The following is a 24385-nucleotide window of genomic DNA, read 5'->3' as shown; positions in this document are numbered from 1 at the left end:
CGGGAGTCACTAGCGAAAGGATGCGCGATGAAGAGAGGTTGGCTGTGGTGGGGAAGTGGCGCTGTGGTAGCGGTGGCTGCCGCGGCATGGTGGTGGCGACCGCAGCCGACGCCGATCAGACTGGCAGAGGTCGGGCGGGGGGATGTGCTGGTCACCGTGGTCAATACCCGGGCTGGCACCATCAAGTCGTGTCAGCGGGCCGGACTCAGTCTGCCCGGTGGCGGCGTGGTGGAGCAGATCGCCGTCAAGGCCGGGGAGCGGGTAGCCCGGGGAGATCTGCTGCTGACCCTCTGGAGTGACGATATTCACGCCGATCTTGCCCGTGCCCGTGCCCAGCAGGCGCTCGGCAAGACCCAGCGCGAGGAGCGTTGTAGCGAGGCGGCCTACTACGAGCGGGAGGCCAACCGGCTGGCCACCTTGCTGGCCAAAAATCTCACCTCCCGCACCCTCGCCGAGCAGGCCCAGAATCTGGCCGATACCCGCCGCTATGTCTGTCAGGCATCCCGTCAGCAGGAGCGGGTCGACGAGGCGCAGGTCGCCCAGGTGGAGGCCCGCTTGAGCGAGCGTCGCCTGCTGGCGCCGTTTGCCGGGGTGGTGGCGGAGGTCAACAGCAAGCTGGGCGAATACATGACTCCCTCACCGCCCGGAGTGGCCATGCCTCCGGTGATCGATCTCATCGACGATCGCTGTCTCTATGTCTCAGCCCCCATCGATGAGGTGGATGCCGCCCGCCTCAAGGTGGGCCAGTCTGCCCGGGTACTGCTTGACGCCATGCCCGGGCGCGATTTTGCCGCCACTGTCACCCGTATCGCCCCCTATGTGAAGGAGCTGGAGAAACAGGCCCGCACCGTCGAGGTGGAGGCAGCGCTCACTGCCCTGCCCACCGATGTGCCCCTGCTTATTGGCTACAGTGCCGACCTTGAGGTCGAGGTGACCCGCGCCACCGATGTGCTGCGGGTAGCGGCCAGCAGCCGGGCTGACGATGGCAGCGTGCTGCGGCTGGAAGGGGATAAGCTGGTGCGGGTGGTACCCCGCTGGGGTGTGGAGAACTGGAACTGGATTGAGGTGGCCGAGGGGCTCGCCGCCGGTGATCGGCTGGCAGCCCAGCCCGGACAGATTGTCGGGGAGGGCCCTTTCAGCGCCGCCACGGAACAAACGGATGAGTGATCTCATTCGCTTTGATGCCGTCAGCCGTCGTTTCACTCTGGGGGGGAGCGAAGTGGCCGCCCTCGATCGCGTTTCCCTGCGGGTTGCCGAGGGGGAGTATCTGGCGGTGATGGGCCCCTCGGGCTCCGGCAAATCGACCCTGCTCAATGTGCTGGGGCTGCTGGATCGGCCAGACGAGGGGCGCTACTGGCTGGGAGGGGAGGACACCGCCACCCTGTCAGAACCCGCATTGGCCCAGCTGCGCGGCCATCGCATCGGTTTCGTGTTCCAGTCGTTTCACCTCATCTCCCGCCTCACCGCCCGTGAAAACGTCGAGCTGCCGCTGATGCTGTGCGGGATCGCCCCCGCCGAGCGCCATCGCCGCAGCCAGCAGTTGCTGGGGGAGCTGGGGCTGGAGAACCGGGCCGGACACCGCCCTGCCGAGCTTTCCGGTGGTCAGCGCCAGCGGGTGGCCATCGCCCGGGCCATGGCGATGGCGCCGCGGCTGATCCTGGCCGACGAGCCCACCGGCAATCTCGACTCCCGCTCCGGGGAGGAGGTGATTACCCTGCTGGAGGGGCTCAACCGGGAGCAGGGGATCACGCTGGTGGTGGTGACCCATGATCCGCGCCTCGGTGAGCGGGCGGGCAGGCGGATCCTGATGAACGATGGCCGCATCAACATTGATAGCGGCGGTGGCTGAATGCGGCGCCCCGATGTGATCCGCTTTGCCGCCGTGGCGTTATTGCGTCAGCGTTCACGGGCGCTGGTCTTGATCCTGGCGGTGAGTCTGAGCGTCACCTCGGTGCTGCTGCTCACCGCGCTGGGGGAGGGGGCGAGGCGCTATGTGGCCGACCAGTTCAGCTCCCTTGGCAAGGATCTGCTGGTGATGTTCCCGGGCCGCAAGGAGACCACCGGCGGGCTGCCGCCGGTCACTGGCAACAGTCTGCGGCAGATCACTCTCGATGATATGCACTACCTTGGCCAGCACCAGCCAAACGTGCGGCTGGTGCCGCTGGTGATGGGCTTTGCCGAGGCCAAACAAGGGGCGCGGCTGCGCCAGACCATGCTGCTTGGCAGCAGCAACGGGCTGCGCGATACCCACGGGCTGGAGCTGCTCTCCGGCCGCTGGCTGCCGGGGGATGCCGCAGAGGATCGACCGGCCGTTCTGCTCGGGGCCAAGGTGGCCCGTGAGTTGTTCGGTCAGGCCGATCCGGTCGGCCAGTGGCTGCGTTTTGACAATCGTCGCTTTCGGGTGGTGGGGGTCTTCACCAGCCAGAGCAGCAATCTGGGGATGGATATGGCCGAAGCCGCGCTGATCCCGGTCGGTAGCGCCATGCGGCTGTTCAATACCGAGGGGCTGTTTCGGCTGCTGATCCAGCCGCTGGCGGGGCAAGCCGTGCCGCCGCTGGTCAAGCGACTGGAGCAGCTGATGCAGGCGCGCCACGGGGTGCTCGATGTGACCGTGGTGCGCCGTGACGCCATGCTGGCCACCTTCTCCACCATTCTCTCGACCCTCACCCTGGCAGTTGCCGGCATCGGCGCCATCAGCCTGCTGGTTTCCGGCATCATGATGATGAATCTGGCGCTGATCAGCACCCGCCAGCGCACCGGCGAGATCGGCCTGCTCAAGGCGCTGGGGGCCGACAGTCGCCAGATCCGCCAGCTGTTTTTGTGGGAGGCGCTGTTGCTGAGCGGCAGTGGCGCGCTGTTTGGCACTGTGTTGGGCTATGCCCTGGTTGGCCTCGCCGGAGTGATTTGGCCCGGATTTCCGGCGGCAGTCCCTCTGCTCGCTACTTTCTGCACCATACCGGCGGCCCTGCTGACCGGGCTGTTTTTTAGCTGGCTGCCCGCCTCCCGGGCGGCACGGCAAGATCCGGTCAGCAGCCTGCGCAGCGGGCAGTGGAGCGGTGGCTGATGCGCGCCGCTGATCTGCTGTTCTGGCTCTGGCGTGCCTTGCTGGCGGGGCGCAGTCGCAGCCTGCTGTCGGCGCTGGGGATAGCCATCGGGATCGCCTCGGTGACCCTGCTCACCGGCATCGGCGAGGGGCTCAGGCTCTATCTGCTCGACAGCTTCTCCCAATTTGGCACCCGGCTGATCGCCGTGACCCCGGGCAAGACCGAAACCGCCGGCGGCCCGCCCGGCATCCTCTCCAGCAGCCGTCCCCTGCTACTGGAGGACGCCGATGCCCTCGCCAGATTGGCAGGGGTAGAGGCGGCGCTTCCTGTGGTACAGGGGCAGGGGGAGGTGCGCAGCCGCGGACTGACCCGCAGCACCGCCATTCTGGGCACCGGCCCGGCGGCGCTCTCCGGTTGGCGACTCACCCTGGTGCAGGGACGTTTTCTGCCCGCGGACGACAGTGCCATGCCCCGCGCCTATGCGGTGCTGGGGGCCAAGGTGGCGGCGGAGCTGTTTCCCGGGGGCGATGCGCCTGGGAGTCTATTGCGCGCTGGTGATCGCCGTTTTCGGGTGGCTGGCGTGCTGGCGCCCAAGGGGCAATTTCTCGGCTTTGATCTGGACGACATGATCTATCTGCCCGCCGCTCACGCCCAGGCGCTGTTCAACAAGGAGGGGCTGCAGGAGATCGATGTCATCTATCGCGCCGGTCAGGCGGAGGCCGAGATCACCGCCCAGATCCGGCGGGTGCTGATCGCCCGCCACGGCGCCGAGGATTTTACCCTCACCTCCCAGCAGGACATGCTGACCAGCCTCGACAAGATTCTCTCCATCATCAAGCTGGCGGTTGGCGGGCTCGGCATTATCTCGCTGCTGATCGGGGCGGTCGGCATCTTCAGCATCATGAGCATCGCCCAGCAGGAGCGGATCCCTGAAGTGGGCTTGCTGATGGCCTTGGGCTGCCCACGGCGCCGCATCCTGCTGTTGTTCCTGCTCGAAGCCGTGGTGTTGGCGCTGCTGGGCGGGGCCATGGGGTTGGCCCTGCTCGGGGGGCTCAAGCTACTGCTCACCCTGCTGGCGGCCGGCTTGCCGCTCACCCTTCATCCTCTCTATCTGCTGCTGGCGCTCGGTTGCAGCGCCCTGGTTGGCCTATTGGCCGGGGTCGCTCCTGCGCTGCGGGCAGTGCGTCTCGACCCAGTAGTTGCCCTGCGCGGTGACTAGGTTGCCCCTTTCGCAAGAGGCGCGTTACGCTCGGGGCTGAACAGGGGGGACTAGGTGACCACCTCCGCAACCGACAGGCTGCGCTCAGATCTGAACAGGGGGAAGTAGCGGCGATCCGCCTGACTCATGTGGCCGACCACCAGCTCTTGAATGATGAAGTTGAGCAGCTCGTCGTTGCCCAGTGTCCCCGCTTTGGCGGCGTGCAGCAGCTGGCCCGCCTTGTTTAGCAGGCGCTGGTGATCCTGACGGTGGCTGACGAGTTCCCGATAGTCGATCTCCGCCAGCATCTGCTCTTCAAAGGCGAAGTGGTGACGAGCCATGTCGAACAGGCTCTCCAGACTCTCCAGAAACGGGGCCGGATCCTCGTGCTGATCTTTCATCCGCTCCAGCAGCCGGTTGGTCAATACGAAGAGCTGGCGATGCTCGGCATCGATGCGCGGGTGACCGCACTCGTGGCCGGGTTGCCACAGCAGTGCCCCCTGCTCGGGATCAAGGCCCTCGGTAAAGAGGCAGACCCGGCCGCGGCCGCGATTCTTCGCCTGATACATGGCCTGATCGGCGTGGTGCATCAGGGTTTTGGCATCCTCCCCGTGCTCGGGATAGAGCGCCAGCCCGATACTGCTGGAGATAAGCAGCTCCTGCCCCTCCAGCTGGAACGGATGGCGCAGCTGCTGGTGCAGCTTGTCGGCCACCGCCAGCACTTCGTCACCACTCTCCGGCAGCAAGATAACGAACTCGTCGCCCCCCAGCCGTGCCACCAGATCCTGTTTGCGCACGCAGTGGCTCATCCGCTCGGCCACCATATTGAGCAGAATATCCCCGGTTTCATGGCCGAAGGTGTCGTTGATCGGCTTGAAGTGATCGAGATCGATAAACATCAATGCCAGCGGACGGGGCGTCTCCTGCTCCATCAGCTCCTTGAGCCGTTGCTGCAGCAAGCGGCGATTGGGCAGCCCGGTGAGGGGGTCGTAGAAGGCGAGGCGGCGCATCATCTCCTCTCGCGCTGCCCGCTCGGTGATATCCCGGGTGACCCCGAGGATCGCCTCCGGCTGGGCATTGTGGTTGCCATGGAGGGTAGTGATGGTCTCGGTCGCCACCAGATGGCCATCCTTGTGGCGCAGCTGGGTGCGAATGACCCGGCGAGTCTGGTCATGTTCTCCCCGCTGCCATGCCTCCAGGGTGGCGGAGATTTCCTCGCGCAGCAGTTGCCTTGAGGCATCCGGCAGCAGCTGTTTGAGGGGCAGGGCAAACAGCTCTGGGGCCTCGTAGCCGCTCAGGGGGGCGATGGCCGGGCTGACATAGCGAAAGCGCAAGCTGGCGGCATCCATGGTCCAGATCACATCGGCGCTGTTCTCCGCCACGAAGCGATAGTGCTGCTCGCTCTGGGCCAGTTCACGGGTCAGCCGCTGGCGATCCCGCGCCTCCTGACGCAGGCGCAGATAGAGGTGCAAGAAGATGCCGAGCAGGGTCATCAGGGTAAAGGTAATGAGCATGGCGACCGCCACGCTCTTGTCGAGCAGCAGCCGTTGCTGGCGCAGCCGCTCCTGCGCCGGGTCGTAGATAAAGCGGTCGAGGTTGGGCAATACCGTGAGCATGCCTGCCTCCAGATAGGTTTTGGCGATCTGCAGCCAGCGCTCCTGCTGCATATAACCCGGTTCGACAAGATCCGGCTGCATCAGCGCTCTGGTTTCGCGAGCCTCGAACTCCAGCTGTTCACGGCCAGCGCCGGTCGGGTACTGCTCCATGATGAGGTTGATCATCTCTTCGGGGTGGTCCATCGCATAGCGCCACCCCTTGAGGCTGGCCTGCTGGAAGGCGTAGACCCGATCCTGTCGGGTGATCAGCTCCCGCTCGGAGGTAAACAGGTTGTCGCCGTAGAAGTCGAAGTCGATGGTGCGCGGACTGAAGACCCGATAGGGAATCCCTTTTTGTTGCAGATAGAAGGGCTCGGTAGTGCTGTAGGCGCTGATGGCATCCACCTTGCCCGCCAGCAGTGCCTGAATCCCCTGTTTGTAGGGAAGGGTGACCCAGTCGCGGCTGCGGGTATGGTGGGAAAGGTAGGTCAGCAGCTCGTTGGAGCCCGGCTCCAGCATCAGTCGCTTGTTGGCCAGATCGGCCGGGTTGCGAATATCTGGCCTATCCAGCGTGAGCAGAACCAGCGGCGAGTGCTGCAGCAGGGCGGCGAGCACCACCACCGGACGACCGGCAGCCCGATCCAGCAGCAGATCACTGCCGCTGATGCCAAACTGGGCCTTTCCCGAGATCACCTCGCTGACCACATCGGTGCGAGAGTCCGCTTCGCGCAGGGTGACATGCAGACCGGCCTCCCGATAAAACCCTTTGGCGATGGCCGCGTAGTAACCGGCAAACTGGAACTGGTGTTGCCACGGCAACTGGACGATGACCTGCTCGCCGGCTCGCACCGGGGGAGAGGTCAGGGTCGCGATGACCATACTGACCAGCATTGGCATAAACCAGCTGAGGGGCTGGCGGGGGGCTGCGTTCTCCGTCATACAACGTTTCTCTCGGGAGCGGTGTCTAGGCTAGATTCAAGCAATTTTGTGTCACCTGCAAGGGGAGAAAAGGCGTTTGCAATGGGGTATAGGGGGGTTGGAAAGTCATTTTTGTGTCGTTCATCACACGGGATGGATACATGCCGTTTTTTTGCAAGTTATGTGACCAATAAGAGAGTCATATGGCCTATCGAAGTGGTCGCATTCTAGCCACTTTTTCCCGTTTTTATCGTTGTCATTGTGGCTTGACTGCATTTTTTTCGTGGTTGCACGTCAAGCTGTGTCGTTATATCAATAGATACTTTTATGGGGCAGTCAGGTGTGACACAAATGTATCGCGGCTGCTGCGCACCGGTTAATGTGCGACAGCTCAGTGATGGTACCCCGTCAGTGTTATCATGCTGCCCCCAGTTCCGGATAAGGTCTTTTTATGTCCCGCTTGCGTCTGCTTGTCTCCGACTCTCACGATCCCCTGTTCAATCTGGCCGTCGAGGAGTGCATCTTCCGCCAGATGGATCCCCGTCAACGGGTGCTGTTCCTTTGGCGCAACGCCAATACCGTGGTGATTGGCCGTGCCCAGAATCCGTGGAAGGAGTGCAATACCCGCCGCATGGAAGAGGACGGGGTGACCCTGGCGCGTCGCAGCAGCGGTGGCGGCGCCGTGTTCCACGACCTTGGCAACAGCTGCTTCACCTTCATGGCGGGCAAGCCGGAGTATGACAAGAGCGTCTCCACCGCCATCGTGCTGGACGGGCTCAAGCGATTGGGGATTGAAGCCTTTGCCTCCGGTCGCAACGATCTGCTGGTGGCCACCCCGGACGGGGAGCGCAAGGTATCGGGGTCGGCCTATCGGGAGACCCTGGATCGCGGGTTCCACCACGGCACCCTGCTGCTGGACGCCGATCTCGGCCGCCTTGCCAACTACCTCAACCCCGACCCCAAGAAGCTGGCGGCCAAGGGGATCACCTCGGTGCGCAGCCGGGTGGCCAATCTGTGCGAACTGCTGCCGGGGATCGACCATCGACAGATGAGCGAGGCGCTGCAGGAGGCCTTTTTCCACCATTACGGCGCGCGAGTTGAGCCCGAGCATATCTCCCCGGAGCAGATGCCGGATCTGCCGGGCTTTGCCGAGACCTTCGCTCGCCAGCGCAGCTGGGAGTGGAACTATGGCCATGCCCCGGCGTTCAGCCATCTGCTGGAGGAGCGGTTCAGCTGGGGCGGGGTGGAGTTGCACTTTGATGTGGAGAAGGGGGTCATCACCCGGGCACAGCTCTTTAGCGATACTCTGGAGCCGGCTCCGTTTGATCTGCTGGCGGCCGAGCTGGCGGGTTGCGGCTATCGACCGGAGGCGGTTTCCGCGCGCCTGCAGCCCTGGCTGGCGGCCTTTCCGCAGCAGCAGAGTGAGCTGACGGAGTTTGCCGAGTGGCTGTTGGCCTCCCTGCGTTGAGGAGGCGCTGCACTGATGGCGGTCCGGTAGTGAGGGCGCTGTCAGCCAGGATGGGAGCAAGATCACGAAATATAAAGAGGCGCCTCAAAGGCGCCTTTTTGCCAGCCCTTGTGATGGCTGATACATGACAAAAAGTAGGGTAGGCCATTAGATATTGTCACTGTTGGCCCCGCTGGTACAGGGGTATAACGGCCGCACATTTGCTGTACTAATGGTATAAAAATGAGTGACTTAGTTTATCTTCAAGACGAAAGCGTCAATGCCGTCCACCCCGATTTCTCCGCCCGTTTCGCCACAGTCAAAGCCAACTTTTTCTCGCGCAATCCCGATCTCTGGCCCATTTTTCGCGAACCCGGATTTGCCTCCCTCAATGAATTTCGGGCCCGTGGCCTGGCTCCCGATGCCCGTTTGAATGCCTGGCCTGATGGCCGCGCCCGCCTGGCCGATCTCTGCGAGACCATGCCGGTGCCCGCCACCATGCGCACCCTGGGCGAGCCCATGGCCGAGCTGCTGTTTGCCGCCGCCCTGTCGAAGGATTGGGAGAACCCCTCCAGCGTCGAGAACGTCATCACCATGTCGGCGGATCCCGCCATCTACGGCGCCCAGCTGGGCATTCTGGCCAACCCCAATCTGGTCTACTCCGAATACGCCGGAGTGGCCGAGGAGCTGGAGAAGAAGGTGGTGCGTCAGATTGCCCTGCTGGCGGGCTACGACCCGGCTCGCGCCACCGGCATCTTCACCCAGGGGGGGACCTTCTGTAACCTCTACGGCTACTTGCTCGGCATTCGCAAAAGCCTGCCCGAGGCCAAGCACAAGGGGCTCGGCCACTATCAGGATTACCGCATCATCAACTCCCAGGGCGGTCACTACTCCAATATCACCAACCTCTCCCTGCTCGGGGTCGATATCGAGAACAAGACTATCCGCATTCAGGTGGGGGAGAACAATGACATCGATCTCGACCACCTCGAGCGCACCCTGACCGCCTGTTTTGCCCTGAAACACGTGGTGCCCACCATCATGCTCACCATGGGCACCACCGACACCTTCGGGGTGGATCAGGTGAAACCCGTGTTCGAGCTGCGCAATCGCCTCTGCGAGCAGTTTGAGGTGGCGGTCAAGCCCCATATCCACGTCGATGCCGCCATCGGCTGGTCGATGATCTTCTTCCTGGGTTACGACTTTGCCGCCAACCCGCTCGCCATCAACAGCGCCACCCTGGCGGGGATCGAGCGCAACGTGGCGCGCTTTGCCGAGCTCAAATATGCCGACTCCTTCACCGTCGACTTCCAGAAGTGGGGCTATGTGCCCTACACCTCCAGTCTGGTGATGATCAAGGAGCAGGATGACCTCAAGGCGATGGAGAATGACCCGGAGAACTTCTCCTACTTCGAGCGGGACATTCAGGGCCAGACCCACCTGCAATCCACCATCGAGTGCTCCCGCGGCGCGAGTGGCCTGTTTGGTGCCTATGCGGCGCTCAACTATATGGGGGTGGAGGGGTATCGCACCGTGCTGGCCCACTGCCTGCAAAATGCCAATTACTTCCGCTTCCGGTTAAGCCAGCTGGGCAACGTCAAGCTGGTGGCGCAGGAGAATCAGGGGCCGAGTGTCGGCTTCAAGATCTACAATCCCGAGTGGGTGAGCGATCCGGAGGCCGAATTCGCCTTCGAGCTGGCCCGCTCCAGCGACCCGGCCTATAAGGCGCGACTGCAGCGCAACACTGACTACCACCGCAGCCTGTTCAAGGGGCGCGGCAAGGTGGGGCTCTACACCAACTGGGTGGAGGCGGTGGCCCACTCCGACTATGACGCCCGCGGCAAGTACTCCTACATCGCCGGGGAAAAAGCAGTCTTTATGAACCCCGCCTGCACCCGCGAGCAGATCGACGCCTTTATCGACCATATTCGCGGTTGATGGATGTTGCCCTGACAGTCGAGCACGGCCTGTGATGGCAAGAGGCGGTCAGGGTACCTCGCCAACAGATAAACAAAGGGCAAGCCAATTGGCTTGCCCTGCTGTTTTTGCGGCTCTGTTTTTGCAGCACTGTGCGTAAGTAGTGGGGAAGGCCTAGTTTAGAGGGCCAGCAGTTGCTCGTTCTCGACAATCTCGCACCCGGCGGGCAGTTTCGAGAGGGCGATCATGGCGCGAGCCACCTGACTGGCCTCGATGGCACGCCAGCGGGCGAGCTTGCCCACCAGCAGCGGCCGAAACAACGGGTAGATGGTCTGAAAGATCTGCTCGGAGAGGCGCGGTGGCTGGCGCTCCCCGAGCAGCATGGCGGGCCGCACGATGGCGAGCCGTGGCCAGGATTGGGCCAGCAGGGCCTGCTCCATCTCCCCCTTGGTACGCGGATAGAGAGCTGGGGACGATGCACTGGCTCCCATGCTCGAGACCACGATGAGCCGTTGACAGCCGTGGCGGCGGGCCAGTTCGGCAAAGGCGACCACATAGTCGAGATCGACCCGGCGAAACGCCTCGGCAGAGCCCGCCTCCTTGCGGGTGGTACCGAGGGCACAGAAGGCGATATCGACCGGGCGGGAGAGGGTGACGCTGGCCAGATCATCAAAATTGACCGGCAGCCAGTGGTGCGCCTCCTTGCCCGGCTTGCGACAGAGCAGGGTCAGTTCATGTTCGGCAGGCAGTTGCTGCACCAGTTCGCGACCGATCAGGCCGCTGGCTCCGGCAATCAGGATCCGGCTCATGGGGATTCTCCCTGTATCATTCGATGGTGTTGATGCCATGGTGGTTGCTCATCAGCATCAGGCAATTTGCGAGCAGCTGCAATGGGGAGAAATGACTCAGTGTTGTCGGGCAGGATGAATTACGCGGGGCTGGATAAAACAAAACCGGCGCGAGGCCGGTTTTGCGGGATATCAGAGCGGGGTATTGAAGGCTGCTGGCAGCGGGAAGTCACCCGTCACTGTGGTCAGCCTGTCGTTGGCGAAGGTGACAGTGAGCTCTTTGCGCTCCTTGTCGCCGTGGCCCGGCTGGAATTCATAGAGGTAGTACCAGGTGTTGGGGTCAAAGCCGTCACGCAGCATGGGGGTCCCCAGCACATAGCTGACCTGCTCGCGGGTCATCCCCTGGCGCAGTTTGTCGACCTGTTTTTGTTCCACATAGTTGCCCTGGGGAATATCGATACGATAGACCAGGCTGCAACCGGAGAGGGTGAGGGCGGTCAAAGCCGCGGCAATCAGGTGTTTCATCCGCATATCGAGTTCAGATCATCCATACAGTCTTTTTGGCTCGGCAAATCATACCGACTCCCTCCACGGAAGTAAAAAGCCATTGATCCATCAGCCAATAAAAAGGGCCGCACTGCGACCCTTTCTGGCAATCCGGTGGCCTTTACATCGCCGCGCGGAAGATGGCGACGATCTCTTCGTGGCTCGCCTGTTTCGGGTTGGTGAAGCCGCAGGCATCTTTCAGGGCGTTGCTGGCCAGGGTATCGAAGTCATCGGCCTTGACGCCGAGTTGCTCCAGACCCGCCGGGATCTTCACATCCAGCGCCAGCAGCTTGATGGCGGCAATGGCAGCGGCGGCGCCCTGTTCGTCGTTCATCGCACTCACGTCCACCCCCATGTAGCGGGCGACATCCTTCAGACGAGCGGCGCTCACCTGGGCGTTGAACGCCTGAACGTGGGGCAGCAGCACGGCGTTGCAGACACCGTGGGGCAGGTCATAGAAACCGCCCAGCTGGTGGGCCATGGCGTGCACATAGCCCAGGCTTGCGTTGTTGAAGGCCATGCCGGCCAGGAACTGGGCATAAGCCATCTGCTCGCGGGCATGCAGGTCATCGCCATGGTGAACGGCGGTGCGCAGGTGCTTGGCAATCAGCTCGATGGCCATCACGGCGCTGGCATCGGTTACCGGGGTGGCGATGGTGGAGACATAAGCTTCGATGGCGTGGGTCAGGGCATCCATACCGGTGGCGGCGGTGAGACCGGCTGGCTTGGCCAGCATCAGCTCGGGATCGTTGACCGACATCAGCGGGGTAACGTGCTTGTCGATGATGGCCATTTTCACGTGGCGCGCTTCGTCGGTGATGATGCAGAAGCGGGTCATCTCGGAGGCGGTACCGGCGGTGGTGTTGATGGCGATAAGCGGCAGTTGCGGTTTGGCGGAGCGATCCACCCCTTCGTAATCCTTGATGCTGCCACCGTTGGCGGCGACCAGCGCGATACCCTTTGCGCAGTCGTGGGGCGAGCCGCCACCCAGCGAGATGACGCAATCGCAGCCGTTGGCCTTGATCATCGCCAGACCCGCTTCGACGTTGCTGGTAGTGGGGTTGGGTTTGGTCTCATCGAAAACAGCGCTTTCAATGCCATGTTCAGCCAACAGGGTGGTGAGCTTGGCGACCACGCCGATCTGGTTGAGAATTTTGTCGGTGACGATCAACGCCTTGCGATAGCCGTAACCCTTGATATCGGCGGCGGCCTCTTGTAGACAGCCGGCACCCATCAGGTTGATAGCGGGAATATAGAACTTGAATGTAGCCATGATGGACTTCCTATAGTTAGCCATTAAGTGGTAGTTAAGAGCTAGGCTACCATCTAGAAAGGGATACAAAAGCATCTTGTTTACAACTTTACGGGGTCGATCACGAGTCGTTAATTAAGCGCTGAACCAGGCTTGACTTTCTCGCATCTGACTCGATTTGCAGAAAAACGTTTGTCAATTATTTCATTGAGTTAGCAAACGTTTTGCGCAATGTTTGTCACTGTCAATGCGTGGAAGTGTGAGGCGCTTCAAGGAATTGGAAAGCGCTTTCGACCATAGTTGGCGCCTCCCCGAAGAGGGGGGTAAAGGCTTGAAAGTATCATAAAGAATCATCTTAACTTGTGCCCTGACCATGCTGGCAGGGGGCAACCAGGAGTCCAATATGTCTGATGTATTTCACTTGGGTTTGAAGAAAGCGGATCTGCAAGGCGCCACCCTGGCGATCGTCCCCGGTGACCCCGAGCGCGTGAAGCGTATCGCAGAGCTGTTGGATAACCCGGTGCACCTGGCCAGCCATCGTGAATTCACTACCTGGCGCGGCGAGATGGACGGCAAGGCCGTGATCATCTGCTCTACCGGTATCGGTGGCCCGTCCACCTCCATCGCGGTAGAAGAGCTGGCCCAGCTGGGTATCCGTACCTTCCTGCGTATCGGCACCACCGGCGCTATCCAGCCGCACCTGAACGTGGGTGACGTGATCGTGACCACCGGCTCCGTGCGCCTCGACGGTGCCAGCCTGCACTTCGCTCCGATGGAGTTCCCGGCTGTTGCCGACTTCGACTGCACCACCGCGCTGGTCAACACCGCCAAAGAGATGGGCTCCAAGCTGCACATCGGTGTGACTGCCTCCTCCGACACCTTCTACCCGGGTCAGGAGCGTTACGACACCGTATCCGGCCGTGTAGTGAGCCGTTTCCAGGGGTCCATGAAAGAGTGGCAAGCCATGGGCGTGCTGAACTATGAGATGGAGTCCGCAACCCTGCTGACCATGTGCTCCAGCCAGGGCCTGCGTGCCGGTATGGTGGCTGGCGTTATCGTCAACCGTACCCAGCAAGAGATCCCGAACGCCGAGACCATGGCGAAGACCGAATCTGATGCCATCAAGATCGTACTGGGCGCTGCCCGCAAGCTGATCTGATAGCACCACAAAGAGTGGGGGGTGGGGGCCGTTGCGAAAGCGCGGCCCCTATCTTTATCCGCCGTTTACCGCTTTTCCTCTCCCGTCACCCCTTTCACTGATCCCGTCGCACTCGTGCTGGTTGTCTCTGCTGGCTGCCTCTACCTATTGCCCCTAAAAAGGCGCTGCACAGCGGATCTGCATCGGCTCGCCGCTCACCGTATGGACAAAATCCAGCTCGCTGGCATGCAGCATCAGCCGCGGCGCCTGTTCGCAGCCGGGTTGCAGCAGGCCGCCATAGAGATCGCAGCCGAGGATGGGGTGGCCCAGCAGCTGACTGTGGATGCGCAGCTGATGGGTGCGGCCGGTCTCCGGCACCAGTCGTACCCGGGTCAAAGGCACGGTTTGTCCCTGCATCTGTTGCTCCAGCCGTTCAACCACCTGATAGCGGGAGCGGGCGGGTTTACCGCTGGTGGCGCAGATCTTCATCAGCGGGAAAATGGCCGGATCCTTGGCGATGGGGGCGTCGATAAGCCCTTCGTCGTCAGCTAGATGACCGCACAGCAGGGCGCTGTAGGCCTTGCTCACCGCCCGCAGGCTGAACTGCTGGCAGAGCAGGGCATTGATGGCCTTGTTTCTGGCCACCACCATGATGCCTGAGGTACCAAAATCGAGGCGGTGCACCAGGGTGCAGCCGGGGAAATCCTGCACCAGTCGATAGTGCACCGAGTCGAGGTTCTGCGGATTTTTGCCCGAGAGGCTCAGCAGGCCGCTCGGCTTGTTGATGAGCAGCAGATGCTCATCCTCAAACAGGATCTCGATGGCTGCACTGCAGGGCGGAGCGATAAAGGTGTCGACGATAACGGACATAGGGCACACGGGCTGGAAACGGGGGACGATCATACCCGAACCGGCGCGGCCGGGCGAATGGGCGGTGCGCTGCCTCGGAAAATGAACGGGATGACGCCATGCAACCTATTGATAATGAGCTGTGTTGAGCGAGGTGGCGTGCCGTGCAAACCGCCCAGGTCAGCAACAAGGCCCCGTTTTGTGACCCCTTCCCGAGTTCATCCGAGGCTTGCTTGTTAAGGTATGGCTCCCTGTTATGTTGTAAGGACTCATCCCATGGCACTGCCCGTTATTCTCGATTGTGATCCCGGCCACGACGACGCCATCGCCCTCATTCTGGCGCTGGCCAGCCCTGAACTTAAGGTGCTGGCGGTCACCACCAGCGCGGGCAACCAGACGCCGGACAAGACCCTCAACAATGCCCTGCGCATCCTCACCTTGTTGGGGCGGGACGATATTCCGGTGGCGGCCGGGGCACCGAAACCGCTGGCCCGCGAGCTGATTATCGCCGACAACGTCCATGGCGAATCTGGGCTCGATGGCCCCAAACTGCCTGATCCTGCCTTTGCGCCGCAGGCCATGACTGGGCTTGAATTGATGGCCAAGTGCTTGCGCGAGAGCCCGCAGCCCGTGACTCTGGTGCCGACTGGGCCGCTGACCAATATCGCCCTGCTGCTGGCGGCTCATCCCGAGCTCAAACCCAGGATTGCCCGCATCGTATTGATGGGGGGCGCCGCTGGGGCTGGCAACTGGACGCCGGCGGCGGAATTCAATATTTATGTGGACCCGGAAGCGGCCGATATGGTCTTCAAGTCGGGTATCCCCATCACCATGTGCGGCCTCGATGTGACCCATGAGGCGCAGGTGATGGACGAGGATATCGAGCGGGTGCGCGCCATCACCAACCCGGTAGCCCAGTGTGTGGCCGGGCTGCTCGACTTTTTCATGATCTACCATCGGGATCCCAAGTGGGGATTTGCTGGTGCACCGCTCCACGACCCCTGTACCATTGCCTGGTTGCTGGCTCCCGAGCTGTTCCATGGAGTCGAGTGCCGGGTCGATATCGAGACCAGCGGGGAGCATACCGTGGGGATGACGGTGGTGGATCGTTATGGTCTGACCGGCAAGCCAGCCAATGCGCTGGTATTGTTGGGGCTGGATCGTCCGGGCTTTATCGATCTGCTGGTGACGCGGCTGCGGGCGTTTGACTGAGCGCCGGTTCATTTTTGCAAGAAGGGGCGGGGAATGTGGAAGAGAGGCTTGGTGCTGCTGGCCGGGTTGCAACTGACAGGCTGTGCGACGCCATTTGAGCGGATGTGGCAGGGGCTGGCGACCTGTGAATTTACCGATCTCTATGTGGATGAGACGGGCAGGCCCGCCAATCTACAACTGGCCAACTATACCCCCTACAAGGTGAGTGACGGCTTTGCCTGGTACAAGGTGCACGAGGAGCTGCACGGCTTGCCGGTGGTCGGCTTTATCGTGCCAGCCTCCAGCTTCGAAGTGCATGCTCTCTTTGTCGATACTCCCATCGCCAATGCCCGCCGGTTGACCCACAACGCCTACGGCAGCGAGTTTGGCGACGAGCAGAAGCATGACGAGGGGTTGGCGCCCCTGCTGCTGCGCGATCCCAACAACCCCAAGCGCTCCATCATCGACTGCACCCGCGGCGAGTCTGACGGGGAGCTTGAGGATTCGGCCATGCCCGAGTAGGGTGACCTGTTACGCCATCGGCCTGAAAAAAGAGGGGCCAGCCTTGTCGGCTGGCCCCTCTTTTTTATTGTTGCTTAGCGCCCTGATCAGGGATAGCTAAGCGTCTCCTTGATAAGCGGCAGTTGAGCCTTGATCCATGCCGGATTGCAATAGGTTCCCCAGTCGCAGGCCTGACTCGACATCATTTCAGGGATAGCTCAACGTCTCTTTGATAAGCGGCAGTTGAGCCTTGATCCACGCTGGGTTGATGGGGCCCCAGTCGCTGATACGGTAGTGTCCCTGCAGGTGGCGAGCCCCCTCGGTCTGCTCGAAGGCACAGCTGATGTCGAGCTCGGCCAGCGCGCTCAGGGTATCTTGCGCGGTGCGGCGCGGCATGCCGGTCGCCTCCATGATGGCAGGCACCGTATCCGTGCCCTGACTGATCAGCCAGGCCACGTAGAGCCGCCGGTAGAAGCTGGTGCGGGTCTTGCTCGGCTCACTCATAGCTCGCCCTCAAGACGATCAAAGTAGCGCCAGGTCGCAATGGCTGCTTTGCCCATCACCAGCGCCCAGAGGCCGAACCAGAACCAGCGGAAGAAGCTCCAGGTGGAGGCGTCAGGCTCGGTACTCTCAATCTTGGTGACGTTGGGGAACATGGAGAACATGTTCACGCGCCAGCCGTAGGAGGTAATGATGGCCAGGCGTTTCTCGAACTCCATGGACTTGGCCTTGGCTTGGACGTCGGCGGCGTTGAACTTGAAGTAGAAGGGCCAGCCCCACTCGGTATCTTCATTGCGAAACACCCGGATCTTCTCGCCGGGGCGCTCGGTGTAGATGTAATAGACGTCGGTGGTGGGGCCATCAGCCGGGTTTTTCTGGCTGATGGGGCCATCCTTGTCGGTGCGCTTCACCTCGACCCCGGTGATGGTGGCGATGGTGTGCTCCGGTAGGTAGTAGTCGAGCCAGGCGGCGGAAATGAGGGCGATGAGCCCCAGTGCGATAAAAGCGGGTTTCTTGAATCTCAGGCTCATGGTGTGCTCACGTGAGGGGGAGTAACGTGCCTCTACCATACCGATATTTGACAGGGCAGCCCAGCCCCTTATGGCACCAATGGCCAAAAAATGGCGTTTAAAACAGAGACAAAGCCATTGCTCCATCAACAAGAAAGGCCCTTGCGGGCCTTTTTGTCTGGTTCACTTTGTGCGCTTACAGCTGGAATTGGGCCAGTTGCTTGCGTTGCTGCTCGGCGAGCTGGGAGAGTTCGTTGCTGGCACTGGCGCTCTGGCTGATGCCGGCGGAACTCTGGCTCACGATCTCGTGAATATTGGTGATGTTGCGATTGATGTCGGCAGTGACGCAGGACTGCTCCTCGGCTGCGGTGGCGACCTGGGCGTTGGCGTCGTTGATCTGGCGTACGGCACCGGTAATGCCGCTCAGCAGATCCTGCACCTGAGCTGACAGGCGTTGGTTATGACCGAGGATCTCCAGGGTCTCCTGCACGCCGTTGTTGGCGTATTGGGACTGGCTCTGCAGCCGCTCGATGATGGCCTGGATCTCCTTGGTGGAGTCCTGGGTACGGGCCGCCAGCATTCTCACCTCGTCGGCCACCACCGCAAAACCACGGCCCGTTTCACCGGCACGGGCCGCTTCGATGGCGGCATTGAGCGCCAGCAGGTTGGTCTGCTCGGAGATCCCCTGGATCACTTCAATTACCTTGCCGATCTGCTCGGACTGGGATTTGAGCTGGGCCACGATGGCGGCGGCATCTTCCAGACTGCCCGCCATCCGGCTGTTGGCGGCGATGCTTTCGGTAAAGAGGGCGAGCCCCTGTTCGACCCGGCCATTGGCATCCCGCGCCAGCTCATCGGCGATGGCGGCGTTGTGGTTGACGTTGTCAGCGGTGCTGGAGAGTTCGGTCACGGCGGAGGCGACCTGTTCGATCTCGCTGTGCTGCTGCTTTGCATTGACCTCGGACTGGGTCATCACGGCGGCCAGTTCGGTGGCTGCGGAGGCGACGCTGTTGCTGATCCCGGTCAGGTTCTCGATGGTGTTGCCGAGCTGGGTAAGGGTGAGGTTGATATCTTTGGCCAGACGGGTCAGCTCGTTGTTGCCCTCCGCTTTGGCGCGCACGTTGAAGCGCCCTTGCGCCACGGCGTGCATCACCTCTTGCAACTGACCGATGGGGCTGACGATGCGCCCGGAGAGGACCCAGCCACAGATCAGCGCCGCCAGCAGGGTACCGGCGGTGAGCAACAGGGTACGCAGCAGGGTGGCGTCGTAGTGGGCCTGCTCTTCGGCCAGCTCTTGCTGGATCAGCTGGTTGATGTGGGCGGACATGCTGTCGATCTGCTTGATCAGCTGTTCACCCAGCTCGCGGAAATGGAGGCGAGCCGCCTCGTAGGCGACCGGATCGCCGCCACCCTGATGTTTTTGCGCCAGCAGCGGCAGCATGTTGCTGCGGGTATGGTTGAGGTAGGCCTGCAGGGCGGCAGCGACCTGACGGTTATCCTGCTCGGCACCGGGGAGCACCAGACGGCTGAGGATGGCGTTGATCTCCTGCTCGGCGCTGTTGAGGTTTGCGGGCAGTGCGGCAAACAGCTTGGCATCGTAGAGGCCATAGATGGCGCTGGTACGCAGCCGGTAGGTGGCGTGGATCAGTTTGGCAATATCGTCCTTGTTTTGGACCACGCTCTGGGTCGTCTCATCTATGTCATTGATGGCTTCATCCAGACCCTGTTTGCTGATGGCGATCATCACCATCATCAGCAGGCTGGCCAGCAGCAAAGGTATCAAGACCTGGACACGTATTGATAGATTATTCAATGACATAAATGGCTCTAATCCGGAATTGGAGGAGCCGACATCTTACACATGCACGTCAGGAGCTGTCACAGGCTTTTATTGCTGAAATGTGCTGAAGAAAAGGTTTTTTCTTGTGAGAAAGGAGCCATTTAGGCATGATTGAGCCCTTTATCCCCTGAATATGTGGTACAACTGGCTGGGTTGTGTCAATCCTGTCCTGTTTTCGTGATTTCCCGCTCTCGTCATATGGAGGTGTGTTGTGTCCAGCTGGATCGATCCGGCCATTCTGGCTCTGTTTATCCCGACCTTTTTCTTTGTCTCGGTGACCCCTGGCATGTGCATGACCCTGTCGATGACCCTGGGGATGAGCCTGGGGGTGCGCCGTACCCTGCACATGATGTGGGGGGAGCTGATCGGGGTCGGGCTGGTATCGGTACTGTCGGTGATCGGGGTGGCAGCCATCATGCTCAACTATCCGGGGATCTTCGCCGCCTTCAAATATGTGGGGGGCGCCTATCTGGTTTGGCTTGGCATCCAGATGTGGCAGGCCAAGGGGAAGATGGCCATTCCGGCGGATCTCTCGGCCGGTCAACAGACCAGCTCCATGGGGCTGGCGCTGCAGGGCTTTGTCACCGCCATCGCCAACCCCAAGGGGTGGGCCTTCATGATCTCCCTGCTGCCCCCCTTTATCTCTGCCGACAAGCCGATGGCGCCGCAGATCGGCGCGCTGGTGGCGCTGATCCTGGTCATCGAGTTCTCCTGTCTGCTGCTCTACGCAAGCGGTGGCCGTACTCTGCGCCACTTCCTTGCCAAGAGCGGCAATGTCACCTGGATGAACCGCATCGCTGGTACTCTGATGCTGGGGGTGGGAGTCTGGCTGGCGCTCGGGTAAGAGCTGTCAGTGACTCTCGCCACAAAAGAAAAATGCCACCGATCGGTGGCATTTTTTATGGGCGCCGGGTGGCTCAGCGAGGCTTGAAACGCTCGACCCAGGGGTTGGCGGTGAGGCCGTGCAGGATGACGCTCAATATGATGGTGCAGAGCACGGTGGCGATGATGGGGCGCTGGCCAATCAGGGCCGGCTCGTTTTGCAGCACCATCACCGCAAAGACGATGCTGGCAAGGCCCCGCGGCCCGAACCAGCCGATAAAGAGCTTGAGCTCGGGCTTGAGGCCGGTACCGATGAGGCTGAGCCAAACCGGCACCATCCGCAGCAGGGTGAGGCTGGCAATGGCATAGAGCCAGTATTGCCAGTGCAGCAGCTCGGGCAGAATGGGCATCAGGGTCGCGCCAAACACCATCCAGATCACCACGGAGAGCAGGTCGCCGTAGCCTTCGCAGCTGTCCATATAGGCGTGCTTGTGCTCGCCGAGGCGGTGGCCGATAAAGAGACCGCCGACAAAGGCGGCGATAAAGCCGCTGCCACCGAGAGTCTGGGCCAGTGCAAAGCAGAGCAGGGCCAGGCCCGGCATGGTGAGCTGGCGCCAGAGCGGCAGTTGCCAGCCGTTGAGATAGGAGATTTTCAGCAGCCGTATGGTGAGGCCGGTCAGCACAAAGGCGACCAGCAGGCCAATGCCGATCTCCTCCAGCATCAGGGTGATAGCCAACGTGGCGGTGCCTGCGTGCTGCTCGGTGGGGGCGATAAGGGCCAGCAGCAGAAGCAGCACAGGTACGCAGATGCCGTCGTTGAGGCCGCTCTCCTGATTGAGCCCTTCACGCACCGGTGCCGGCACCGCGGGGTTGCTCACCACCGCCTTGCCGAGCGCTGCATCGGTGGGGGCAAGAATGGTGGAGAGGATGGCCATCTCCAGCAGTGGCAAGTCGGGGAAGATCCAGTGGCCAAACAGGGCGCCACAGAGCAGGGTGAGGGGCAGGCCGATCAGCAGCAGCCGTATGGGGAGCTGGCGGTTGGCCAGCAATACCTGCCAGTTGGTGTTGGCGGCATCGTTGAACAGCACGATGACCAGCGTCAGCTCGGCCAGCAGCTTGATGCCGGCGCTGTCGATAGAGAGGGAGAGCAGCTCCAGCCCTCCCGGCCCCAGCAACCAGCCGGTCAGCAGAAAGAGCAGGGGGCCATTGACCAGTTTTGATTCAAAGCGCCCCGCGATCAGGCTGTAGCTCAGCAAGAAGGCGGCGATCACCGCCAGATTCTGGTAAAGCAGGTGTGCATCCATACAACCTCCCTTCTGCCCCCCCGCGGGGGTGGTTTAATCGGTCAGGCAGTCGGGGTCGAACACATACTCCCCGTCCAGCCAGCGCACGATTTCGTCGACGCAGGATTGGTCACGAAACGGCAGATAGCGCGCCTTGAGAGCGGCAATTTGCTCGGAGGTGAGCTGTGCCAGCCCCAGATCCTGAAACAGCGGCAGGTCGGCCTCGATCATCGCCGAGATCTGCGGGCCACAGGTGGCGTTGAGGGCGGCATGCAGCGCCTTGTCGGGGTCGTATTGTTTGCCGAGCCGGTAGCTCATTGGCAGGGTAGCGAGGGGCAGGGCGGAGAGCGCCGCCTGCTTCATCGGGTTGACCGCATGGCCGGCGAGCAGATCCGCCAGCTCGACGGGGCGGTTCTCGAAGGCTCGCAGGTGCAGGTAGCTGCTCGCCTTGCTGCCATCGTTGACCGGGTAGTTGTCCCACAGGAAGGGCTTGCGGCCGAGCAGTTCGGTCACCTGTTTGAGGTGGCTGGCCGGATATTCGCTGGAGCAGACCTTGGGGCCGGTCCAGAAGATCTCGAAACGGCGGTCGAGCTGCTCGCCAAGCTCCTCCAGATAGCGCGGTGGCATGGCGCCGAACACCTTCTCCAGCACCGGATCGGTCGAGTAGTAGCTGGGGCAGAAGATGAGGCGGCTTGCCTTGCTGTGGGCCGCGATGTCGTGGGCGATGGTGAGCTGGTGACGGGCCAAGTCCGGGGTATCCCCCTTCATGTCGTCAAACAGCACTGCCAGAATGTCAGGCTGGAGCATCTCGTCGATGAGGCGCACTTTCTCAAGCAGCGCCGAGCGTTTGCGATCGTAGTCGTGATGAGCCCCCATGGGGCTCAAGCCCACCCCGAAGGCGAGTCCGTTGGCGCGGCACTGGCGCGCCAGCTCGGCGAGATCGGCCAGCTGCTGCTCGGGCCAGGGGAGGGCCCAGTGCTTGCGCAGATAGCCATCCTCTTTCGGGGCGTAGATATAGAAGCCGTAACCGTGGCGTGGCAGCCACTGGGCGTAGCGGGCGCGGGCCTGCCAGCTCCATCCCTTGCCAAAAAAGCCTTCAATTACCCCCAGATTGGCTGCGGGGGGCAGGGGGCCGGACAGCAAACTTTGATATGGCATAACACTCTCCCTTCTTGCTGGGGACTTGATACGGGACGGTCGGTCAGACCGGGTCCTCTTCCTGAAAGCGCACCCCGATCTTGCCCGGTACGCTCTCGTCCATTTCGGCCACGGTCCAGATCAGGCCCTGCCATTCGATGTTGTCACCGACCACCAGATTATCGCCCAACTGGCTGGCAATAAAATCGCCCAGTGTCTGATCCGCCACCTCGCTCACATCCAGCCCGTAGAGAGGGGCGAGATCCACCAGCCGCGCGGCTGCTTCCAGCAGGAAGTCACCGAAGAAGCGCGGGCCGAGATCCTGCTCCGGCGCCTGACTGAACAGTTGGCCGAGGGCGGGGAGGTCGCGTTCGTGACCGATCACACAGAGGATGTCATCGGCCTGCAGGCAGGTACTGCCCGAGGGGTGGAGCAGCTCGCGGCCGCGAAACAGGGCGCAGATCCGGGTGCCGGCAGGCATCTGCAGATCCCGCAGTGGCGAGCCGATGCACCACTTCTCCTCCCCCAGCTGGTAGACGAAGGTCTCCCACTGGCTGTCGAGATCGATCTCGAGTCCGGAGCGGTTGATGGGGGACGGTGGTGCAGGTACCTCCACCCGCGCCAGTTTTGAGGCCAGCGGTAGCGAGCTGCCCTGCAAAATCAGCGAGACCAGCACCACGAAGAAGGCGACGTTGAAGTAGAGCTGAGCGTTGGGTAGCCCCGCCATCATGGGGAACACCGCCAGAATGATGGGCACGGCGCCGCGCAAGCCGACCCAGGAGATAAACCAGCGCTCGCGGGGGGCGAAGTTCTTGAACGGCAGCAGCCCGATCCAGACCGACACCGGGCGGGCAAACAGGATCATCCACATCGCCAGCGCCAGCGCGGGCAGGGCGATGGGCAGCAGCTTGTGGGGCGAGGCGAGCAGCCCCAGCACCAGAAACATGCCGATTTGGCTGAGCCAGGTCAGACCGTCCAGCACCGACAATGTGGTGCTGCGGCTGCGCAGGGCGAGGTTGCCGAGCAACAGACCGGTGAGATAGATGGCGAGAATGCCGCTGCCACCGACCGCCGTGGTGAGGGCGAAGATCAGCAGGCCGCCGCTGACGGTGAGCAGCGGATAGAGCCCCGGCGCCAGGCGGGCGGTGTTGATAAGGCGCCACAACAGCCAGCCGCCGCCAAGGCCAATCCCGGCGCCAAGACCAAACTGCTTGACCAGTTGCAGCAGCAGGAAGCCTCCATCCAGCCCTTGCTGGGCGGTGGCGAGCACCTCGATCAGGGTGACGGTGAGAAACACCGCCATGGGGTCGTTGCTGCCTGACTCTATCTCCAGCGTCGCGCTTACCCGCTCGTTGAGACTGCGTCCGCCAAGCAGGGAGAAGACCGCCGCCGCATCGGTGGAGCCGACGATGGCGCCGATCAGCATCCCCTGCATCAGGTTGAGGTCAAACAGCCAGGCAGCGGCCAGACCCGTCAGGCCGGTGGTGATGGCCACACCGATCGTCGCCAGCGACAGGGCTGGCCAGAGCGCCACCCGGAACGAGGAGACCCTGGTACGCATGCCGCCGTCGAGCAGGATGATGGCAAGCGCCAGGTTGCCCACCAGATAGGCGATGGAGTAGTCAGCGAAGTGGATACCACCTGGGCCATCCTCACCGGCCAGCATGCCGACGGCGAGGAAGATAACCAGAATGGGAATACCTAGGCGGGAAGAGAGGGCGCTCAACAGTACGCTGGCTCCCACCAACAGGGCAGCGACAAAAAAGAAACTGTTGATGGTAGCGGCATCCAAGGGCGAACTCCTTCCTGGTAATGTGCAAAGTAGGCACATTATATGCAGTTAGGCCCCCCTTGTGTGGCTTATTTGTGCATCAATTTGCACTTTCTTACATTTTTCATCCCTTTTTCA

21 protein-coding genes are annotated in these 24385 nt (G+C 62.0%); 10 read left to right on the top strand and 11 right to left on the bottom strand.

The window, feature by feature from the left end; genetic code table 11:
- Positions 1-27: 27 nt before the first annotated feature.
- The 4 genes from AACT07_RS11965 to AACT07_RS11950 are packed head-to-tail and all read left to right on the top strand — an operon-like array spanning position 28 to position 4263.
- Positions 28-1167 (top strand): efflux RND transporter periplasmic adaptor subunit, encoded by a 1140-nt coding sequence (locus AACT07_RS11965; RefSeq protein WP_069527935.1) that lies wholly within the window; start codon positions 28-30, stop codon positions 1165-1167.
- Positions 1160-1849 carry an ABC transporter ATP-binding protein gene (locus AACT07_RS11960; protein WP_069527933.1) on the top strand — a complete coding sequence of 230 codons (690 nt, stop codon included), beginning with the start codon at positions 1160-1162 and terminating at the stop codon, positions 1847-1849. Before AACT07_RS11965 ends, AACT07_RS11960 begins: the two co-directional genes overlap by 8 nt.
- On the top strand, positions 1850-3064 hold the full coding sequence (locus tag AACT07_RS11955; RefSeq protein WP_069527918.1) for an ABC transporter permease: 1215 nt from the start codon (positions 1850-1852) through the stop codon (positions 3062-3064). It begins immediately after the preceding gene.
- Positions 3064-4263 (top strand): ABC transporter permease, encoded by a 1200-nt coding sequence (locus AACT07_RS11950; RefSeq protein WP_069527916.1) that lies wholly within the window; start codon positions 3064-3066, stop codon positions 4261-4263. The genes AACT07_RS11955 and AACT07_RS11950 overlap by 1 nt, the downstream gene beginning before the upstream one ends.
- 50 nt (positions 4264-4313) lie before the next feature.
- Here AACT07_RS11950 and AACT07_RS11945 read toward each other — a convergent pair whose 3' ends face one another.
- Positions 4314-6776 carry a diguanylate cyclase domain-containing protein gene (locus AACT07_RS11945; RefSeq protein WP_069527915.1) on the bottom strand — a complete coding sequence of 821 codons (2463 nt, stop codon included), beginning with the start codon at positions 6774-6776 and terminating at the stop codon, positions 4314-4316.
- A 430-nt stretch (positions 6777-7206) separates the two neighbouring features.
- Here AACT07_RS11945 and AACT07_RS11940 point away from each other — a divergent pair, with 430 nt between their 5' ends.
- A complete protein-coding gene (locus tag AACT07_RS11940) occupies positions 7207-8223 on the top strand; it encodes a lipoate--protein ligase A (protein ID WP_069527913.1) in 1017 nt (338 codons plus the stop codon).
- 222 nt (positions 8224-8445) lie between these two features.
- Positions 8446-10140: a pyridoxal phosphate-dependent decarboxylase family protein gene (locus tag AACT07_RS11935; RefSeq protein WP_069527911.1), complete on the top strand. Its 1695-nt coding sequence runs from the start codon at positions 8446-8448 to the stop codon at positions 10138-10140.
- A gap of 158 nt (positions 10141-10298) precedes the next feature.
- Here AACT07_RS11935 and AACT07_RS11930 read toward each other — a convergent pair whose 3' ends face one another.
- The 3 genes from AACT07_RS11930 to yiaY form a co-directional block, all read right to left on the bottom strand.
- Positions 10299-10928: an NAD(P)H-binding protein gene (locus AACT07_RS11930; RefSeq protein ID WP_069527910.1), complete on the bottom strand. Its 630-nt coding sequence runs from the start codon at positions 10926-10928 to the stop codon at positions 10299-10301.
- Between the two features lie 171 nt (positions 10929-11099).
- Positions 11100-11438 carry an outer membrane protein assembly factor BamE gene (gene bamE, locus AACT07_RS11925; protein WP_005337980.1) on the bottom strand — a complete coding sequence of 113 codons (339 nt, stop codon included), beginning with the start codon at positions 11436-11438 and terminating at the stop codon, positions 11100-11102.
- A gap of 136 nt (positions 11439-11574) precedes the next feature.
- Positions 11575-12726: an L-threonine dehydrogenase gene (gene yiaY, locus AACT07_RS11920; RefSeq protein WP_069527908.1), complete on the bottom strand. Its 1152-nt coding sequence runs from the start codon at positions 12724-12726 to the stop codon at positions 11575-11577.
- 382 nt (positions 12727-13108) lie between these two features.
- Here yiaY and udp point away from each other — a divergent pair, with 382 nt between their 5' ends.
- Entirely contained in the window at positions 13109-13864 is a 756-nt protein-coding gene (gene udp / locus AACT07_RS11915) for a uridine phosphorylase (protein ID WP_005337975.1), read from the top strand.
- Between the two features lie 153 nt (positions 13865-14017).
- Here the strand turns inward: udp and AACT07_RS11910 are convergent, their stop codons facing one another.
- On the bottom strand, positions 14018-14746 hold the full coding sequence (locus tag AACT07_RS11910; RefSeq protein WP_069527907.1) for an RluA family pseudouridine synthase: 729 nt from the start codon (positions 14744-14746) through the stop codon (positions 14018-14020).
- A 222-nt stretch (positions 14747-14968) separates the two neighbouring features.
- Here AACT07_RS11910 and rihA point away from each other — a divergent pair, with 222 nt between their 5' ends.
- Complete coding sequence (rihA, locus tag AACT07_RS11905; protein WP_069527906.1) at positions 14969-15904, top strand: pyrimidine-specific ribonucleoside hydrolase RihA; 936 nt, start codon at positions 14969-14971, stop codon at positions 15902-15904.
- A gap of 33 nt (positions 15905-15937) precedes the next feature.
- The gene (locus AACT07_RS11900) at positions 15938-16405 is read left to right on the top strand and encodes a hypothetical protein (RefSeq protein WP_005337958.1); all 468 of its coding nucleotides are present in this window, start codon (positions 15938-15940) and stop codon (positions 16403-16405) included.
- A gap of 186 nt (positions 16406-16591) precedes the next feature.
- Here AACT07_RS11900 and AACT07_RS11895 read toward each other — a convergent pair whose 3' ends face one another.
- From AACT07_RS11895 to AACT07_RS11885, 3 genes are all read right to left on the bottom strand, one after another.
- The gene (locus AACT07_RS11895; RefSeq protein ID WP_005344341.1) at positions 16592-16888 is read right to left on the bottom strand and encodes a winged helix-turn-helix domain-containing protein; all 297 of its coding nucleotides are present in this window, start codon (positions 16886-16888) and stop codon (positions 16592-16594) included.
- Positions 16885-17415 carry a DUF1523 family protein gene (locus AACT07_RS11890; protein WP_069527904.1) on the bottom strand — a complete coding sequence of 177 codons (531 nt, stop codon included), beginning with the start codon at positions 17413-17415 and terminating at the stop codon, positions 16885-16887. Before AACT07_RS11890 ends, AACT07_RS11895 begins: the two co-directional genes overlap by 4 nt.
- A gap of 175 nt (positions 17416-17590) precedes the next feature.
- The gene (locus AACT07_RS11885; RefSeq protein ID WP_069527902.1) at positions 17591-19213 is read right to left on the bottom strand and encodes a methyl-accepting chemotaxis protein; all 1623 of its coding nucleotides are present in this window, start codon (positions 19211-19213) and stop codon (positions 17591-17593) included.
- A 232-nt stretch (positions 19214-19445) separates the two neighbouring features.
- On the opposite strand from AACT07_RS11885, the gene AACT07_RS11880 reads away from it, so the two are divergent.
- On the top strand, positions 19446-20078 hold the full coding sequence (locus AACT07_RS11880) for a LysE family translocator (RefSeq protein ID WP_069527901.1): 633 nt from the start codon (positions 19446-19448) through the stop codon (positions 20076-20078).
- Between the two features lie 73 nt (positions 20079-20151).
- On the opposite strand, the gene AACT07_RS11875 is transcribed toward AACT07_RS11880, so the two are convergent.
- The 3 genes from AACT07_RS11875 to AACT07_RS11865 are packed head-to-tail and all read right to left on the bottom strand — an operon-like array spanning position 20152 to position 24268.
- Positions 20152-21360, bottom strand: a complete 1209-nt coding sequence (locus tag AACT07_RS11875) for a cation:proton antiporter (protein ID WP_069527899.1) — start codon at positions 21358-21360, stop codon at positions 20152-20154.
- A gap of 33 nt (positions 21361-21393) precedes the next feature.
- Complete coding sequence (locus tag AACT07_RS11870; RefSeq protein ID WP_069527898.1) at positions 21394-22497, bottom strand: beta-N-acetylglucosaminidase domain-containing protein; 1104 nt, start codon at positions 22495-22497, stop codon at positions 21394-21396.
- 43 nt (positions 22498-22540) lie between these two features.
- Positions 22541-24268, bottom strand: a complete 1728-nt coding sequence (locus AACT07_RS11865; RefSeq protein WP_069527896.1) for a potassium/proton antiporter — start codon at positions 24266-24268, stop codon at positions 22541-22543.
- Positions 24269-24385: the final 117 nt, after the last annotated feature.

This window comes from Aeromonas sp. ANP5, from assembly GCF_963870295.1.
Classification (GTDB): domain Bacteria; phylum Pseudomonadota; class Gammaproteobacteria; order Enterobacterales; family Aeromonadaceae; genus Aeromonas; species Aeromonas veronii.
The sequence above is the reverse complement of the archived record's forward strand: the minus strand, read 5'-3'. Positions and strand labels throughout refer to the sequence as shown.

Coding starts and splice junctions, on each gene's coding strand:
- AACT07_RS11965 (WP_069527935.1), top strand. CDS start 28: ATGAAGAGAGGTTGGCTGTGGTGGGGAAGTGGCGCTGTGGTAGCGGTG.
- AACT07_RS11960 (WP_069527933.1), top strand. CDS start 1,160: ATGAGTGATCTCATTCGCTTTGATGCCGTCAGCCGTCGTTTCACTCTG.
- AACT07_RS11955 (WP_069527918.1), top strand. CDS start 1,850: ATGCGGCGCCCCGATGTGATCCGCTTTGCCGCCGTGGCGTTATTGCGT.
- AACT07_RS11950 (WP_069527916.1), top strand. CDS start 3,064: ATGCGCGCCGCTGATCTGCTGTTCTGGCTCTGGCGTGCCTTGCTGGCG.
- AACT07_RS11945 (WP_069527915.1), bottom strand. CDS start 6,776: ATGACGGAGAACGCAGCCCCCCGCCAGCCCCTCAGCTGGTTTATGCCA.
- AACT07_RS11940 (WP_069527913.1), top strand. CDS start 7,207: ATGTCCCGCTTGCGTCTGCTTGTCTCCGACTCTCACGATCCCCTGTTC.
- AACT07_RS11935 (WP_069527911.1), top strand. CDS start 8,446: ATGAGTGACTTAGTTTATCTTCAAGACGAAAGCGTCAATGCCGTCCAC.
- AACT07_RS11930 (WP_069527910.1), bottom strand. CDS start 10,928: ATGAGCCGGATCCTGATTGCCGGAGCCAGCGGCCTGATCGGTCGCGAA.
- bamE (WP_005337980.1), bottom strand. CDS start 11,438: ATGCGGATGAAACACCTGATTGCCGCGGCTTTGACCGCCCTCACCCTC.
- yiaY (WP_069527908.1), bottom strand. CDS start 12,726: ATGGCTACATTCAAGTTCTATATTCCCGCTATCAACCTGATGGGTGCC.
- udp (WP_005337975.1), top strand. CDS start 13,109: ATGTCTGATGTATTTCACTTGGGTTTGAAGAAAGCGGATCTGCAAGGC.
- AACT07_RS11910 (WP_069527907.1), bottom strand. CDS start 14,746: ATGATCGTCCCCCGTTTCCAGCCCGTGTGCCCTATGTCCGTTATCGTC.
- rihA (WP_069527906.1), top strand. CDS start 14,969: ATGGCACTGCCCGTTATTCTCGATTGTGATCCCGGCCACGACGACGCC.
- AACT07_RS11900 (WP_005337958.1), top strand. CDS start 15,938: ATGTGGAAGAGAGGCTTGGTGCTGCTGGCCGGGTTGCAACTGACAGGC.
- AACT07_RS11895 (WP_005344341.1), bottom strand. CDS start 16,888: ATGAGTGAGCCGAGCAAGACCCGCACCAGCTTCTACCGGCGGCTCTAC.
- AACT07_RS11890 (WP_069527904.1), bottom strand. CDS start 17,415: ATGAGCCTGAGATTCAAGAAACCCGCTTTTATCGCACTGGGGCTCATC.
- AACT07_RS11885 (WP_069527902.1), bottom strand. CDS start 19,213: ATGTCATTGAATAATCTATCAATACGTGTCCAGGTCTTGATACCTTTG.
- AACT07_RS11875 (WP_069527899.1), bottom strand. CDS start 21,360: ATGGATGCACACCTGCTTTACCAGAATCTGGCGGTGATCGCCGCCTTC.
- AACT07_RS11870 (WP_069527898.1), bottom strand. CDS start 22,497: ATGCCATATCAAAGTTTGCTGTCCGGCCCCCTGCCCCCCGCAGCCAAT.